Source organism: Peptacetobacter hominis, from assembly GCF_006861675.1.
GTDB classification, from domain to species: Bacteria; Bacillota; Clostridia; order Peptostreptococcales; family Peptostreptococcaceae; genus Peptacetobacter; species Peptacetobacter hominis.
Genome location: NZ_SGJB01000023.1, coordinates 1 through 15979, shown reverse-complemented (window position 1 = coordinate 15979; position 15979 = coordinate 1). Strand labels below are relative to the sequence as shown.

The following is a 15979-nucleotide window of genomic DNA, read 5'->3' as shown; positions in this document are numbered from 1 at the left end:
ATATCTGGCTTAATTATGGTTTGTAAGAGTCCGAACAAATCGTTCGAACAAATTTATCTGCTGTTCAGTTTTCAAAGTTCATTTCTTATTTTCTTTTGCCCTCTCTCAAGGACAAGTATTACTATACCATCATAAATTATATTCGTCAACACTTTTTATAAAAAATTTTTATTTTAATTATACTATTTTTTAAACTTTCTATATTCTTTTATTAATAATATTTACATACTTCATTTTTGTCACACTTGTTTTTTTTATTTCATTGTATTAGATTAGTATTATGTACAGTAATACAACTGCATATATTCTAACATACAAGGAGGAATCAAATGAGCAGAAAAGTATTTATAATGTCGGCATCAACAGGTGGCGGACATAACAGAGCAGCAAGAGCAATTCAGGAAGAACTTGTGTTAAAAAAAGTAAATGGTGAAAATATAGAATGTGAAATAATAGATAGTCTTAAACTTATAAATACATTTATGGACAAAATAATTTCCAGAGGATATGAAAAATCTGCAATATATACTCCCGAGGCATACGGAAGTATGTATAGACTTTCAGAAACAGGAATTCTATCAAAAAATGAGTTCAAAGGAAATCCTCTTGCTCATATAATGGCCAGAAAGTTTAAAACTCTGCTTTCAAACGAAAAGCCTGATCTTATTATAGGAACACACCCTTTTCCTATGATTGCACTGAGTAGAATGAAAAAAGTTGCTGAAATAAAAAAACGCAACGATTCTCTTAAGGATTACGATAACGATGAATTTGAATCATACTTCCATTGGGTTGACAACAGCGTAACTGTTCCACCTATGATTTCAATACTTACGGACTACACTACCCACTCTACATGGATTCAGAATGAAATAGATTATTATGTGGTAGGTCATGAATACGTAAAAGAACTTCTTATTTATGAAGGTGTGGATGCAGACAAGGTAAAACCTTTTGGAATACCTGTAGAAAAATCATTCCTTGTTCATAGAGACAGAGAAACTGTTCTTCGTGAACTTGGGCTTGACCCTGATAAAAAGGTTATTCTTCTTATGGGTGGAAGTTTTGGTGCCGGAAATATGAAGGAAACACTTGAAGAACTTTTATACGTAAAAAGAGATTTCCAGATACTTGTTGTAGCCGGAAGAAACAAATCACTTAAAGAAAAAATGGAAAAGAGACTTGCAGAAGCTGATTTTGACAAGACTGTAAGAGTTCTTGGTTTTACAGACAAGATGAACGATATACTTGCCTCAGTTGATTTCATAATAACAAAACCAGGTGGCCTTACAACTACAGAGTGTCTTCTTAAAGGAGTTCCTATGATAGTTCCATACTACATACCAGGGCAGGAGGAAGAAAATCTTGATTTCCTTACAAACTGTGGTGCAGCAATAAGAACAACAAAGAAATACTCTTTACCGGTACTTCTTTCTGTTTTACTTGATTCACCTGAACAGGTGGAACTTATAAAAAATAATATTGCTCACATAAAAAAGACAAACTCAGCTCGGAATATAGCAAATATGGTAGTAGATATACTCGAAAAAAACATCAGTGAAAAAGATAAAACTGAATAAGGCCTACACTGTCTAAACTTTCAATAGACTATAAGCAAATAAATATTCATAAAAATAAAAACGCAGGAGCTCAGCTTATCCGGTATATGATATTAAACATCACCGTCAAGCTGATTTCTCTCTGCGTTTTCTTATTATACTCTATTTGTTTTCAGGCTCATAAAAATCCTCTTCATAGTCATACTGGTAGTTCTTTGCATTGTTTCTATATGCACCCTCTACATTTCTGTACTTACCTTTGTATGCCTTTTTCTTTGAAGGTTTATTTACTCTCTTTTTCTTCAAAAGATCCATAGCCTTTTTTTCGTCAAAATCGTACCCATTATCCGGTACAGATATCATCATTTTTACAGAATCGTCGTCACTGTGCACGATTTCCTCTATCTCAAACATTATATCTCTCTTCTTCCTTCAAGAGCCTTTGAAATAGTCACCTCATCCGCATACTCAAGATCTCCTCCAACAGGAAGTCCATGAGCTATTCTTGTGACCTTTATTCCCATAGGCTTTACAAGTCTTGCAATATACATGGCTGTAGCCTCACCCTCAACTGTAGGGTTTGTCGCCATAATTATTTCTTTTACATCCTCGTTTGAAAGCCTCTGTATAAGCTCTTTTATTCTTATCATATCAGGACCTACACCATCCATTGGAGATATAACTCCATGAAGAACGTGGTACATTCCATTGAAATCCCTTGTTCTTTCCATAGCAGCAACATCTCTTGGATCTTCAACAACACATATTATACTCTTATCTCTGTTTTTATTTGAACACATGCTGCATGGATCTGTATCTGTTATATTGCAGCAGATAGAACAGTATCTTATCTCATTTTTCGCATCGACAATAGCCTTTGCAAGAGATTCAACGTCATTTTTGTTCATATTTACAACATGAAATGCAAGCCTCTGCGCTGTTTTTCTTCCAACTCCCGGAAGCTTTGAAAATTCTTCAATAAGTCTTGTTATAGGTTCTGTATAAACCTGCATACCGCTCATTTAGAATAACCCCGGTATATTCATTCCACCAGTAAGTCTGCTCATCTGACTTGCCTGAAGATCATCTATATTTCTAAGAGCTTCATTTACTGCACTCATAACAAGGTCCTGAAGCATTTCTATATCGTCAGGATCTACTACTTCCTCTTTTATAGTTATAGCTACAACTTCTTTTTTACCGTTTACTTTTACAGTTACAGCTCCTCCACCTACAGAAGCCTCCACTTCCTTTGCTTCAAGCTCTTTCTGAGCTCTTTCCATTTCTTCCTGCATTTTCTGGGCCTGCTTAAGCATTTTGTTCATATTCATTCCGCCCATTCCACCCATTCCTGGGAATCCTTTTTTTGCCATATAATCGCCTCCTGTTTAATTTTATCTTTTATATCATATTATTTCTTACATGACCGATAGTTATATTTTATTCTATTCTATCTTTTATCTCAAGCATATCATCCGGAAAATTCTCTTTTAGGAACTTCTCACCGGCATCTACTTCGCTTTCTATATCTACATCTATACTCTTTGCTTCAGATTCAAGTATAACTTTCACAGAAAAGTTTTTGTGTACTATATCTTTTATTACACTTTCTATATATTCTATATGTCCCTGTTCTGTAAGGCTTTTCTTTGCAAATCCAAACTGTTCCGAGAAAATAATATATAAAACTCCATTGTGCTCCTTCAGACTTTTTTTCTCAAGAAGCATTGCTCTGACAGGCATTTTTCTGTCTCTTTTCATCCTGTCCATAATCATATCCCATGATTTTTCTATTTTCTCAAGATCATCACTTCTGACTTCCTCATATGATTTTTTGCTTTCTGTTTCAGACTTTTTACTCTTTTGTTTTGAAGACTTTCTTTTGTTGTCTGATGTCTTTTCTACAGGATTTTCATCACTTTTTATTGTTATTTCTCCGTTTTCTATAACTCTTTCAAGAATTTTTATTCTTTCTTCAAGTGCTTCCCTGCTGTCATCATATGCAGGTCTTGTCGTCTTGACTATACCTACTTCAAGAGATGTTCTTTTATCTGTTGAATATTTCAGCTTACTCTGCACATCAGACAGTATGTTTATTATTCTTATTATATTATCAAGACCTGTAATTTCAGATGACTCCTTAAGTTTTACTAGCTCTTCATCTGTCGCCTCTATGATATCAGATGCTCTGTTACCTGAAGCCTTTAGAAGCATTATATTTCTCATATGTCCTATAATTTCACTGCAAAGAAGTTCTATATCTTTTCCACTCTCAACAAAACTGTTTATTTTTGACATAACAGTAGATATATCATTTCTGAATATAGCATTTGATATTTCAAATATCTCATCTATGTTTACAATACCCAGAATCTCTACAACATCACTGTATTTTAAAGTATTTTCACTGAAAAGAATACATCTGTCAAGAATACTGAGTGCATCTCTAAGTGCCCCACCAGAGTTTCTGGCTATCAGAGAAAGTGCATCCTCTTCTGCTTCAACATTTTCTCTTTCACAGATATATTTCATTCTGTTTTTCATTTCCTCTGTAGTTATTCTCTTAAAATCAAATCTCTGACATCTGGAAAGAACAGTTGGTATCATTTTATTTGGCTCTGTTGTAGCAAATATAAATATAACATATTCAGGAGGTTCTTCTATTGTTTTTAAAAGAGCATTACTCGCTCCCTTTGAAAGCATGTGTGCCTCATCTATGATATAGACTTTGTATTTTGCCTCTGCCGGAGAATATTTTATTCCCTCTCTTAACTCTCTTACATCGTCTACACTGTTATTTGACGCGGCATCTATCTCAAATATGTCGACAGAACTGTCATTCAATATAGCCTTGCACATTTCACATTCATTGCATGGTTCTCCATCTTTTGGATTTAAGCAGTTCACCGCTCTTGCAAAAATCTTCGCTGCAGTCGTCTTACCTGTTCCCCTCGTTCCACTGAACATATACGCATGACCAATATTTCCCGACATTATTTCATTTTTCAGTGTTCTTATGACATGTTCCTGACCCACGACATCTGAAAATCTCTGAGGTCTGTACTCCCTATACAGTGCCTTGTGCATTGATACCCCTCCTGTTTATATTTCATATTATTTTATTTACTGTAATAAAAAAACCTCTCCATCAGGAAAGGTATTATTATTTATGGAAATGCTGCACACCATCCTTCGAATCTGGATTCAAAGCCGTTTACCGGTCAGTTAGCTCTGCCCAGGCTTCCCCGGGTCACACAGAAGTGATCGCTTAGTGCTGCTTCCTTCCGGATCTGACACGCTTCACGAGCTTCCGTTGCCCGGGACCTGAACGTCAACACCACTTCTCCGGGACTGCACTTTGAATAAAAAATCCTCCAGATGGAGTTCAACCCTGCTATAGCGGATTGCAGGTTACAGGGTGCCGCTACCTCCCCATCTAGTACAGCAAAATTACAACCGTATTAAGTTACTATAGTATAATATCACAATTTGTCCTCTACATCAATATTATTTTGCTCGCCTGTCACATACTGTTTATTTTATTTTCCTGCTTACTATAATTCGCTTATATATTGTTATTATAATATTTTGGTGCTAAAATAATATACTGGATAGTATCTTTTAATAGAACTGTACCGATATTTAACGCATAATTTAATATCTGTTTCTGTATAAATCAGGGCTGGATCACACTATCATAAATTCGGGGGTGATACCATCATAAAAGCAGGATTTATAGGACCTGGCAAAGTCGGAGTATCCCTTGCCAGATATTTTTCACACAGAAACATACATATTTCAGGGTTTTACGGAAAAAATGAAGACTCTCTGAAAAAAGCTTCAGAAATAACAGACACAACTGCTTTTTCTTCAATTGAAGAACTTCTAAAAAACAGCAGTATCATATTTGTAACAACCCCTGATGACACTATTTCAGAAATAGATAAACTAATCTCACAGTACGATCTTTCAGGCAAAAGCGTATGCCATACCAGTGGCTCTCTTTGTTCAGACGTACTATCAAATGCAGAAAAATCAGGTGCATTAGTCTATTCCATACATCCAATGTTCGCTTTCTCGGATAAATTCACAGATTTAGAAAAACTTAAAAAAATATATTTCTCTATAGAAGGAAAAAGCACAGATGAAAATACAGAAGCTATAGAAATTTTAAAACTTCTTGGAAACAACTACTTTGTAAGAAGTGCAGACTCATCAGCTTCGTATCATCTTGCTAGTGTTGTTGTTTCAAACCTTGCACTTTCTCTTTTCAATATAGGAGGAAAATATCTTGAACAGCTTGGTCTTTCAGAAAAACAGGCTTTTGAAGCACTCCTTCCTCTTATACAGGGAAATATAGACAACATAGAAAAAAACGGATATACTTCTTCACTTACAGGTCCCGTTGCAAGAGGCGACATATCTCCTGTAAAAAAACATCTCGGCGTAATCAGAGAATCAGATGAAAATATCTACAAAGATCTTTCGTCAAATCTCATAAAACTCGTTGCAAAGAGAAATTCCATGGAATTTGAAGAACTGATATCAAAATCCGATAAATACAGCGAACTATACAAACTACTTGGAGGAAAAGAATAATGAAAAACACTGTTTTATCTTTTAAAAAAGCTAAAGCTGAAGGAAAAAAACTTAGTATGCTTACAGCATACGACTATTCAATGGCTAAAATAATAGACAGCTGCGGAATAAACGGAATACTTGTAGGTGACTCTCTTGGAATGGTTATAAAAGGTGACGAAGACACTCTTGGAGTAACTGTAGACGATATCATCTACCACACAAGAGCTGTTAAAAAAGGTGCTGCAAATGCCCTTATAGTAGGAGACATGCCTTTCCTTTCTTACCATGTTTCAATAGAGGATGCCGTAAGAAACGCTGGAAGAATAGTAAAAGAAGGTGGAGCAAATGCAGTTAAACTTGAAGGTGGAGCTGCTGTTGCAAAACAGGTAAAAGCCATAGTAGATGCACAGATACCTGTAATGGGACATCTTGGACTTACTCCTCAGTCAGTAAACGCATTCGGTGGATTCAAAGTTCAGGGAAAAACTGAAGAGGCTGCAAGACAGCTTATAGAAGATGCCAAACTTCTTGAAGAGGCAGGAGCATTCTCAATAGTTCTTGAAGGAGTACCTGCTGCAATAGCAAAACTTATAACTGAAGCTGTTTCAATACCTACAATAGGAATCGGTGCAGGTGTAGACTGCGACGGACAGATACTTGTATATCAGGATATGCTTGGAATGTTCGACGATTTCGTTCCTAAATTTGTAAAACAGTACGCAAACACAGGAAAAGTTATGAGAGACGCTATATGCGAATACATAAAAGAAGTTGAGGAATGTTCATTCCCTGAGACAAAACACACTTTCAAAATAGATGAAGAAGAACTTAAAAAACTTTATTAATATAGATTAACAGATTGGAGAATTTATAATGCTTGTACATACAATAAATGAAGTAAGAGAACAGGTTAAAGCCTGGAAAAAAGAAGGTCTTAGCGTAGGTCTTGTTCCTACAATGGGATACCTTCACGAAGGACACAGATCACTTATAGAAAAGGCCGTTTCTGAAAACGACAGAGTTGTAGTAAGTGTGTTCGTAAACCCTACTCAGTTCGGACCAAATGAAGACTACGACGATTATCCAAGAGATATAGAAAAAGACTATGATCTTTGCTCTGATGCAGGTGCATCACTTGTATTCAATCCAGCACCAGATGAAATGTACTTCCCTGACAGATGTACTACTGTAAATGTAGAGGGACTTTCAAAAGGACTTTGTGGTGCAAAAAGACCTGTGCATTTCGGTGGAGTTTGCCTTGTAGTTTCAAAACTTCTTAATATAGTAACTCCTGACAGAGCATACTTCGGTGAAAAAGACGCTCAGCAGCTTGCTATAATAAAAAGAATGGTAAGAGACCTTAGCATGGATGTTCAGATAGTTGGATGCCCTATAGTAAGAGAAGCTGACGGACTTGCAAAGAGTTCAAGAAATACTTATCTTTCAGCTGATGAAAGACAGGCTGCTCTTGTACTTAGCAGATCACTTAATAAGGCTAAAGCTGCTATGGAAGATGGTATGAGAAATGCGTCTGAGATATACAAAGTTATATCTGATGAGATAGCTTCTGAACCTCTTGCAAAAGCTGACTATATAGAAATAGTTGACAGCGAGACTCTTCAGCCGGTTGAGACTGTAGAAAAAGATGTTCTTGTTGCTATAGCTGTATTTGTAGGTAAGACAAGACTTATAGATAATTTTACTTATAGAGTTTAATTAGAAAGAAAAAGCCAGAACTATGACGAGATACGATTCAATCATCGCCATATTCTGGCTTATTTTTTTAATTTATTAAAATCTAGTATGACTATATTTAGATGCAGATTTATCTTTTGAGTTTTGTATATATTGCATATCCGACTATTACAAGACATATGACCATCAATATTCTAATTATAGGATTTTAATATGGCGCAAAGGAGTCCACGATAAATGACATCAATATCGTAAAAATCAGTCCTAGAAATATATCTTTATTAATCTTTTTCATGAAATCTTCTCCTATTTATAATTTTATCCACTTATATTTCAATCTCATATATTTTATAAATAATATTAAAATAATACAAATAAATAACAAAAATTCTGTAGATAAAATTGAAAATATAGAGATACCAATATCTAAATTTCTAAAAGGGAACATTATATAAGACGAAAAATAAGTTCCAAAATTCCAAAGAAAATGAATTATAATTGGATATACTATATTCTTTGTTTTCACATATACAATAGCAAATGATATTCCAAGGATAAAACTAGATAATATTCTTGCAATTGAATATCCATGATAAAGTCCAAAACTAATTGAAGATAATAATATAAAAATTTTGGTATTTTTTTCGTATACTTCATATAAAGAATATCTAAAATAAATTTCTTCTAAAAAAATGACTATAACTATACAAAAGCTATTAAATAAAATTTCTAAATCAATCATGTTAGTTTGTTCGGAGTAATTATTACTAGCATTAATAAATAGTGTTTTAATAGTATCTTTAGAAGATGGATCTATTAAAAAATCTATAGTATTAATAAATAAAGCCGTAAATGATAATCCAAAAATGATAATTAAAGAGTATAGTAGATTATCAATAAAGTTATATCTAAAATTTACAATGTCATTTTTAAGATTTATATATTTAATATTAAAAATTATTTTAGTCAACATAGTAAATATTAGAAACAAACCTAATAATTGTATAATGTATGATGTATAAAAATTTGATTTTAAATTAGGAAACAGAATAAAAACAAATGTCGTAAGAAATAACCCTAAAAAAGGAATTACTGTTGTAGACAAAAATTTTTCTATAACTTTTTTATATGTCATAAAATTCAACCTTTCTATTTATAATAGTGAGGTTAATCCCACCGAAATTAATACTATACGATTTGATTGATTAGTTGTCCTTTATTTAATTTTCTCTATACTATTTTTCCGTACACTTTATTCCATAATTTCCTCTTACTTCACATCCTCTGTATATCTCGTATACTTTTCCATCTATCTCTACCTCATCATCACTCACAAAAGAATACTTGTGCCCATTTTTAATACAGTATTTCTCTATCTCTATATGAGCTATCGAAACTGTAGGATAAACATCACCATTTTCATAAGGTATCCAGAATGATTTTCTAAACATTTTAAGCATATTATTCTCTCCTTTCAGGCAAAATTAATAATCGAGTTGCTTCAGTTTAAGTATTATATTCTCTTCATTTATTCTATCTATTTTGTATATTTTTAGCTTTCTATCAATCCGTGCAATCTCATCTTTTGATATTTTCTCTCTCAGAAAATCTATTATATATGCAAGAGTCGTTATACCTCCCCGACTTCCAAGCTCAAATCCCATAAGTTCTTTTTCTGTCAGGTGATTTTTCATAAGTTTTAGTATTTCCTCTGCAAAACTGCTTTCTATACATATATAGTCGGATTTTTTATCAAGTTCCTTTAGAAGTTCTTCCTTACTTTTTACAGTAACCATAGGTTCTCCCTCTTTTCTTTATAACTATTTTCTTATACGATAATATATCTCCCTTACAATGCTTCCTGCTATCACCCCAGCCGCGGATATGACAAGATACCACACAGCATGAATAAGTGCAGTTTCATTGTAATATATAAATACAGACGGAATAAACGATATAAACACCGCTGTCGGATATAAACATTTTGATTTCTTATCAGATATTGTTCCAAGTATCGCCGAAAGAATAAACGTCGCAAGTATTATCAGAACGACCATTCCCATAACATCTGTTGCCCCTGCAGTCATCGGAAACAGATAAAACATCATAAGCTGCAGTACAAATATCGTCAATTCTTTTTTATATCCTCTCATAAAATCACCTTTTGTATCTCTTTTAGATTATATATATTAATTACCCAATTCCTCATCTAAAATTATTTTTGCAGTTTCATATGCCATTTCTCCAGTAAATGCTATACACTGTTTCATATGTTCTTCAGAACCTTTTTCCATTCCTTTTGTAAGGACTTTACAGCAGCTTACCTTATGTCTTTCACAGAAAATCTTATAAAGTTTTGCACTTAGAGCCATTGCTTTATCTACCTTAGGATCTTTTCCCTCAGATCTGCCGTATATAAGTCCGATTGCCAATATTCCACCAGTTAATGCACCGCATGTACATCCCATACCGCCCATTCCTACTGGAAATCCTGATGCCATTTTTACTGCATCATCTGAAACATCCAGATCAAAAGCATCTATTATTGTTTTTACCACTGCCTCTGAACAATAAAAATCTCCATTTCTATAATAATCCTCAGCTGTTTTTCTTACATTTTCAAGATTTACATCAGTTCTCATAATATCCACCCTTTTCAATAGTTATATTTAACTACTATTTCTATATCTTACTAAAATTAACCTGCATATTTTCAATATTGATTATAGATTTTTTAATCAAAAGAATATATTCTCATCTATAACTATATGCTATTTTCTAAGTCTTCCAAAAAAGTCTGTAAGTATTCCCGCACATTCTTCTTCAAGCACACCGTATTTGTATTCTACTTTCGAATCCGTAAAAAATTCTTTTTTGAAATCAGACTGTTTTTCTATCTTTGCATTTTTAACTCTCTTTGCACCTATCACTATATTTCTTATTCTCGAATTTACTATTGCACCACAGCACATTATACATGGCTCCATAGTTACATAAAGCGTACATCCAAAAAGTCTCCATCCACCAAGAGTATTTCCAGCATCTTTTATTGCGAGTATTTCTGAATGTGCAGTAGAATCCTGGAAAAACTCTGTCAGATTGTGTCCTCTACCTATTATTTCTCCATCTTTTACAATTACCGCACCTATTGGAGTTTCTTCTTTATCGTATGCCTTTTTTGCCTCTGCTAAAGCTTCCCACATAAAAAATTCGTCGTCATCCATTCCCGTTACAAATTTTATATATTTCAGATCGTACTCGCAGAAATCGTCTTTTCTTATTTCTATTTTATCTCCAGGAGCTTTTGTTTCCATATGATCCTGATTAGATACAGAAATCACTTCACCTACAGCTGTTTCCGATACTCCGAATATACATTTTTTATACTCTTTTTCCTCTATCCTTACGATTCTGGCTACTTCTTTATTAGGGTTGAATTTTTCATCAAAATCCGGTGTATATCTATAAACCCTACATATTTCATTGTCTATAAATGTATCCTCAACTATATTTTCTACAATCTGACCGATAAAATCTATTTTTTCATCAGATGCAGTTATCCCAGCTTCTTCTGATATTTCTCTTATAAGAGCTGTGTACTCTTCTTCTCCAGAGTCTATATGCCCACCGACCATGACACCGTACTGTCCAGGATAACTTTTATACATTGCCCTTTGCTGAAAATAGTAGTATTTTTTATCTTCATGTGTATTTTCAAACCAGCAGTGGACTACTTTGTGATAATATCCGTTTCTGTGGATTTCTCCTCTTGTGCACACTCCTGTCTTTTCTCCATCTGAGTTATACACATCCAGAATTTCATCATCAGTGTCAGATGTGTCTATATATGCTGATTTATCTATGTTTTCAATGCTCATTTTTATCCACACTCCTATCTGTTTATATTTTTTATTTTAGCATAAGTTATCCACTTATCAATAAGTTGTATCGGGATAAGTTTATACACAGTTTTTATTTAATTTTAAACAGTCTATTTCAAGTACAAAATGTTCTTCATTTATATTTGTGTCTGGATAACTTGTAGCTATTCTTATCTCAATATCGTCTATTATGTGTCTGTAATCATTTGGACATCTGCCAAATACAATATACTGACACATATAGTATTCTATTAATCCATCTTCTGAGTCTACTGGAGATGTTTCAAAGGGTTTTTCTATATCTACTCCTATATTTTTCAGATATTCGTCTATTTGGGGATATGCTTTTTTAATGTTTTTGTAATAGTTTTTACAGTATTCACAGTCGCATAGATTTTTGTCTTCTTCAGATTTGTAGTATAATTTCGTTCTATCTAGATTTATATTCATAAATAACACCTCCTATTTATAAAAAATAGCGAGGTGCATTTACACCCCGCCAAGATAAATATCTGAAATTATTTTATTACATCTACACCCATATATGGTCTTAAAACTTCTGGAACAACAACTGATCCATCTGCCTGCTGATAGTTTTCAAGTATAGCAGCTAAACATCTACCTATTGCAAGACCAGAACCATTTAATGTATGAACAAATTCAGCTTTAGATTTTTTATCTCTCTTGAATTTTATATTAGCTCTTCTAGCCTGGAAATCTTCGAAGTTTGAACAAGAAGATATTTCAACGTATCTTCCATAACTTGGCATCCATACTTCAAGGTCGAATTTAAATGCAGCTGTAAATCCAAGGTCTCCAGTACATATCTTAACTCTTCTGTATGGAAGTTTTAAAAGCTGAAGCATTCTTTCAGCATCCATTGTAAGTTTTTCTAACTCATCATAAGAGTTTTCTGGAAGAACAAATTTAACTAATTCAACTTTATTGAACTGATGCTGTCTTACAAGACCTCTTGTATCTCTACCTGCAGAACCTGCCTCTGATCTGAAGCATGGAGTATATGCACAGTATTTTATTGGAAGTTCATCAGCTGAAAGTATTTCATTTCTGTGTATGTTTGTAACAGGAACTTCTGCTGTTGGAACAAGGAAATAATCAACACCTTCAAGTTTGAACATGTCCTCTTCAAATTTTGGAAGCTGTCCTGTTCCACAGAAGCTGTCTCTGTTGGCCATGAAAGGAGGAAGTACTTCTGTATATCCGTGCTCAGCTGTGTGAGTGTTAAGGAAGAAGTTTATAAGTGATCTTTCAAGTCTTGCTCCTAATCCTTTGTATAGAGTGAATCTTGAACCAGTTATTTTTCCTGCTCTTTCAAAATCAAGTATTCCAAGTCCTGTTCCTATATCCCAGTGAGCCTTGTGTTCAAAGTCAAATTTTGTAGGTTCACCCCATCTTTTTACTTCAACGTTATCTTCATCAGTTTCTCCCTGTGGAACATCTGGATGAGGAACGTTTGGTATTCTCATTAATGTATACTCAAGTTTATCTTCCACTTCTTTAACTTTTGTATCTATTCCTTTTATTTTGTCAGAAAGCTCTTTAAGTCTTGCTTTATCTTCTGTAACGTCTTTACCTTCTTTTATTAACTGAGGTATTTTTTTAGATTCTACGTTTAATTCCTGTTTTAAAACTTCAACTTCTTTTAAAAGTTCTCTTCTCTGATCGTCAAGTTCTACTACTGCATCAAGGTCAAATTCCTTTTCACCTCTTATCTGCATTGCTTTTTTGATGTCATCTAAATTTTCTCTTATTCTTTTTATATCTAGCATATCCATGTCCTCCCGTAAAATTTTATTTTAAGTGAACGCTTTGCACTTTGATAGTCTATGATTTATATCTGTACTGCAGTTACAGATATATTCAAAATAAATAAAAAAAGACTTTCACCCCTGAAAAAGGGACGAAAGTCTGTTATCCGCGTTGCCACCCTAGTTGAATACATAATTAAATGTATTCCTCTCGATACCTGTAACGTAGGTAATACGTCTAACTTATTTCAGATTAGAAGCTCCGGAGTAGATTCAAAAACCGTTATAGTAAGTTTTCACCAGCCACTTACTCTCTGAGTATAACCGCATTTTTTACTTGATTCCTTCATTGCCTTTTTATTTTATCTGCTATGTTTCCTATTATATTATATTGTTTTTTAGTTTTCAAGCAATTTCCGAATATTTAATCTGTTAATTTTTTATAATTATTTTTTTGCAGGTACATTATATGTGTATGGAAGAACTATATTATTCTCGTCAAATCTGTATTTTATCTTTTCCATAAGGTCATAATAAGCATCCCAATACTCTTCTGTTTTTACCCACGGCTTACTTATAAATTCTATAGTGTTATTTCCCATAGAGTTTATACCTATAAGTGGTCTTGGATCTTTCAGAACCCTGCTGTCATTTTCAAATACATCATTTACAATACTTTTTAGAAGATTTATATCAGTATCGTATGCGACATTAAATACAAAATCAACTCTTCTCATATCCTGATGTGTGTAGTTTATTATATCATTTGCTGTTATCTGGAAATTCGGAACAGTAATTGTCTTGTTGTCCGGTGTTTTAAGCACTGTACTGAATATCTGTATATCCGATACAGTTCCCTCTATGTTGTTTTCTCCACCCTGTATATAGTCACCTATATTAAACGGTCTGAAGAAAAGTATTATTATTCCCGATGCAAGGTTAGATAAAACTTCTTTGAATGCAAGACCGACACTGAACCCGGCAGCCCCGATAATAGTTACAACTGATGTTGTTTTTATCCCTATCATATCCAAACTGTTAAGCGCTGCTACAACTATTATTGATATATATACGCCGTATACTATGAAATTTGTTATTCCTTTTCCACTCGTATACTTGCATAGTATTTTGCTCACAACTTTTTTACAGGCTTTTGCAATCGCAAATCCAATTAAAAATAATATTATCGCATATATAAGCGAAGGTATCTTTTCAGCTGCACTATTTATTATAGACTGAAAAGCCATACTTGATTTTACAGTTTCACCCATTTTATTTTCTCCATTTCTTTTTATGATATATATTATATTATTTCAGTATTTATATTTAGTCAATCTGTATATTTTTTATTTTATTATAACTTATGTATATAAATTTTATATGTTATCTGATATTATTTTGTTATAAATTTCTAGGAGGTATTTTTATGAAAAATATAATAATAACCGGTGGTACAGGTGGTATAGGTAGAACTTTGTGTACAGAGTTTGCCTCTAAGGGATATAATGTCTTCTGTCTTGATATAAATCATTTTGATTTTAAAGATGAAAATATCCATTTTTATAATGTCGATTTGTGCGATGAAACTTCAATAAAAAAATGTTTTAAGGATATATACGATAAATACGGGTCAGTTCACATTCTTATAAATAACGGTGGAATAAGCAAGTTTAATAAATCAGTTTATGATATTTCTGTAGATGAATTTGACAGTGTAATAAATACAAATTTAAGAGGAACTTTTATATGTTGTAAGGAATTTCTTTCTGTAAATAAGGGTGCAGATTTTGGAAGAATCATAAATATAGCATCTACCAGATTCCACCAGAATGAAGAAAACTGGGAGGTATATGGTGCATCAAAAGGTGGTATAGTCTCACTTACAAACAGCTTATGCGTATCTCTTTCAAATACAGGGATAACCGTAAACTGCATAAGCCCTGGCTGGATTGAGACAGAAGAATATGAAAATCTTTCAGAGCTTGATCATACACAGCATCCATCTGGAAGAGTAGGAACTCCTCATGACATATCAAATCTATGTATTTTCCTTGCCGATGAAGAAAATGGATTTATAAATGGAGCAAATATACTTGTCGATGGTGGTATGACTAAGAGAATGATTTATTTCTAAACTTTTAAACTATAAATAATACCAAATAAAAAATCCGGATAGTATATAGAATCAATAAATCTTATATATCTATCCGGATATATTTTTATAAAATAAAAAAAGATTACGTGGCTACGACCTACTCTCCCGGGGGCTTTCGCCCCAAGTACCATCAGCGCTAGAGAGCTTAACTTCTGTGTTCGGAATGGGAACAGGTGTATCCTCTCTGCTATCGTAACCACATAATCTTCTGTTTCAGAGCTGCACTCTGAAAACCGCATACATACATCTTCCATCATTTATCTTGGTCAAGTCCTCGACCTATTAGTATCAGTAAGCTGCATACATTGCTGCACTTCCACCTCTGACCTATCAACCACG

Annotated in this window: 18 protein-coding genes, 1 rRNA gene, 1 other RNA gene, 1 pseudogene and 1 other annotated feature; of the genes and pseudogenes, 6 read left to right on the top strand and 15 right to left on the bottom strand. The window is 33.4% G+C overall.

All coding sequences use genetic code 11. The features are described from left to right. Positions 1–329: 329 nt before the first annotated feature. Entirely contained in the window at positions 330–1580 is a 1251-nt protein-coding gene (locus EXD82_RS09925) for an MGDG synthase family glycosyltransferase (RefSeq protein ID WP_142536760.1), read from the top strand. A 141-nt stretch (positions 1581–1721) separates the two neighbouring features. On the opposite strand, the gene EXD82_RS09920 is transcribed toward EXD82_RS09925, so the two are convergent. From EXD82_RS09920 to ffs, 5 genes are all read right to left on the bottom strand, one after another. Beyond that, a complete protein-coding gene (locus EXD82_RS09920; RefSeq protein WP_246082050.1) occupies positions 1722–1973 on the bottom strand; it encodes a hypothetical protein in 252 nt (83 codons plus the stop codon). Further along, entirely contained in the window at positions 1973–2572 is a 600-nt protein-coding gene (gene recR, locus EXD82_RS09915) for a recombination mediator RecR (RefSeq protein ID WP_142536762.1), read from the bottom strand. Before recR ends, EXD82_RS09920 begins: the two co-directional genes overlap by 1 nt. Positions 2573–2581: 9 nt before the next feature. Continuing rightward, positions 2582–2932 carry a YbaB/EbfC family nucleoid-associated protein gene (locus EXD82_RS09910; protein ID WP_142536759.1) on the bottom strand — a complete coding sequence of 117 codons (351 nt, stop codon included), beginning with the start codon at positions 2930–2932 and terminating at the stop codon, positions 2582–2584. 67 nt (positions 2933–2999) lie between these two features. Continuing rightward, positions 3000–4646 carry a DNA polymerase III subunit gamma/tau gene (dnaX, locus tag EXD82_RS09905; RefSeq protein WP_142536758.1) on the bottom strand — a complete coding sequence of 549 codons (1647 nt, stop codon included), beginning with the start codon at positions 4644–4646 and terminating at the stop codon, positions 3000–3002. A gap of 91 nt (positions 4647–4737) precedes the next feature. Next, positions 4738–5004, bottom strand: an RNA gene (gene ffs / locus EXD82_RS09900) — signal recognition particle sRNA large type. Between the two features lie 230 nt (positions 5005–5234). Between ffs and EXD82_RS10575 the strand changes: the two are divergent. The 4 genes and pseudogenes from EXD82_RS10575 to panC form a co-directional block, all read left to right on the top strand. Further along, positions 5235–5564: pseudogene (locus EXD82_RS10575) on the top strand (NAD(P)-binding domain-containing protein); the annotation flags it as partial. A gap of 60 nt (positions 5565–5624) precedes the next feature. Next, on the top strand, positions 5625–6158 hold the full coding sequence (locus EXD82_RS10550; RefSeq protein WP_330573808.1) for a DUF2520 domain-containing protein: 534 nt from the start codon (positions 5625–5627) through the stop codon (positions 6156–6158). Then, entirely contained in the window at positions 6158–6985 is an 828-nt protein-coding gene (gene panB / locus EXD82_RS09890; protein ID WP_142536756.1) for a 3-methyl-2-oxobutanoate hydroxymethyltransferase, read from the top strand. The genes EXD82_RS10550 and panB overlap by 1 nt, the downstream gene beginning before the upstream one ends. A 28-nt stretch (positions 6986–7013) precedes the next feature. Beyond that, on the top strand, positions 7014–7856 hold the full coding sequence (gene panC, locus EXD82_RS09885; protein ID WP_142536755.1) for a pantoate--beta-alanine ligase: 843 nt from the start codon (positions 7014–7016) through the stop codon (positions 7854–7856). Between the two features lie 289 nt (positions 7857–8145). On the opposite strand, the gene EXD82_RS09880 is transcribed toward panC, so the two are convergent. The 9 genes from EXD82_RS09880 to EXD82_RS09840 form a co-directional block, all read right to left on the bottom strand. Further along, positions 8146–8970 (bottom strand): CPBP family intramembrane glutamic endopeptidase, encoded by an 825-nt coding sequence (locus EXD82_RS09880; RefSeq protein WP_142536754.1) that lies wholly within the window; start codon positions 8968–8970, stop codon positions 8146–8148. Between the two features lie 100 nt (positions 8971–9070). Then, a complete protein-coding gene (locus EXD82_RS09875; RefSeq protein ID WP_246082049.1) occupies positions 9071–9295 on the bottom strand; it encodes a DUF4318 domain-containing protein in 225 nt (74 codons plus the stop codon). Positions 9296–9319: 24 nt separating this feature from the next. Further along, positions 9320–9631 carry a hypothetical protein gene (locus EXD82_RS09870; RefSeq protein ID WP_142536753.1) on the bottom strand — a complete coding sequence of 104 codons (312 nt, stop codon included), beginning with the start codon at positions 9629–9631 and terminating at the stop codon, positions 9320–9322. Positions 9632–9655: 24 nt separating this feature from the next. After that, positions 9656–9988 (bottom strand): hypothetical protein, encoded by a 333-nt coding sequence (locus tag EXD82_RS09865; protein ID WP_142536752.1) that lies wholly within the window; start codon positions 9986–9988, stop codon positions 9656–9658. A 36-nt stretch (positions 9989–10024) separates the two neighbouring features. Continuing rightward, complete coding sequence (locus tag EXD82_RS09860) at positions 10025–10477, bottom strand: C-GCAxxG-C-C family (seleno)protein (RefSeq protein ID WP_142536751.1); 453 nt, start codon at positions 10475–10477, stop codon at positions 10025–10027. Positions 10478–10606: 129 nt separating this feature from the next. Beyond that, on the bottom strand, positions 10607–11713 hold the full coding sequence (locus EXD82_RS10545; RefSeq protein WP_142536750.1) for a deaminase: 1107 nt from the start codon (positions 11711–11713) through the stop codon (positions 10607–10609). An 81-nt stretch (positions 11714–11794) separates the two neighbouring features. After that, positions 11795–12166, bottom strand: coding sequence for a hypothetical protein (locus EXD82_RS09850; protein WP_142536749.1), 372 nt, complete (start codon positions 12164–12166; stop codon positions 11795–11797). 68 nt (positions 12167–12234) lie between these two features. Next, the gene (gene serS / locus EXD82_RS09845; protein WP_142536748.1) at positions 12235–13506 is read right to left on the bottom strand and encodes a serine--tRNA ligase; all 1272 of its coding nucleotides are present in this window, start codon (positions 13504–13506) and stop codon (positions 12235–12237) included. Positions 13507–13630: 124 nt separating this feature from the next. Then, positions 13631–13844: a binding site (T-box leader), on the bottom strand. A gap of 87 nt (positions 13845–13931) precedes the next feature. Continuing rightward, a complete protein-coding gene (locus EXD82_RS09840) occupies positions 13932–14756 on the bottom strand; it encodes a mechanosensitive ion channel family protein (protein ID WP_142536747.1) in 825 nt (274 codons plus the stop codon). 155 nt (positions 14757–14911) lie between these two features. On the opposite strand from EXD82_RS09840, the gene EXD82_RS09835 reads away from it, so the two are divergent. Further along, a complete protein-coding gene (locus EXD82_RS09835; protein WP_142536746.1) occupies positions 14912–15619 on the top strand; it encodes an SDR family oxidoreductase in 708 nt (235 codons plus the stop codon). A gap of 105 nt (positions 15620–15724) precedes the next feature. Here the strand turns inward: EXD82_RS09835 and rrf are convergent. Beyond that, positions 15725–15841: ribosomal RNA gene (gene rrf / locus EXD82_RS09830) — 5S ribosomal RNA — on the bottom strand. Between the last annotated feature and the right edge of the window lie 138 nt (positions 15842–15979).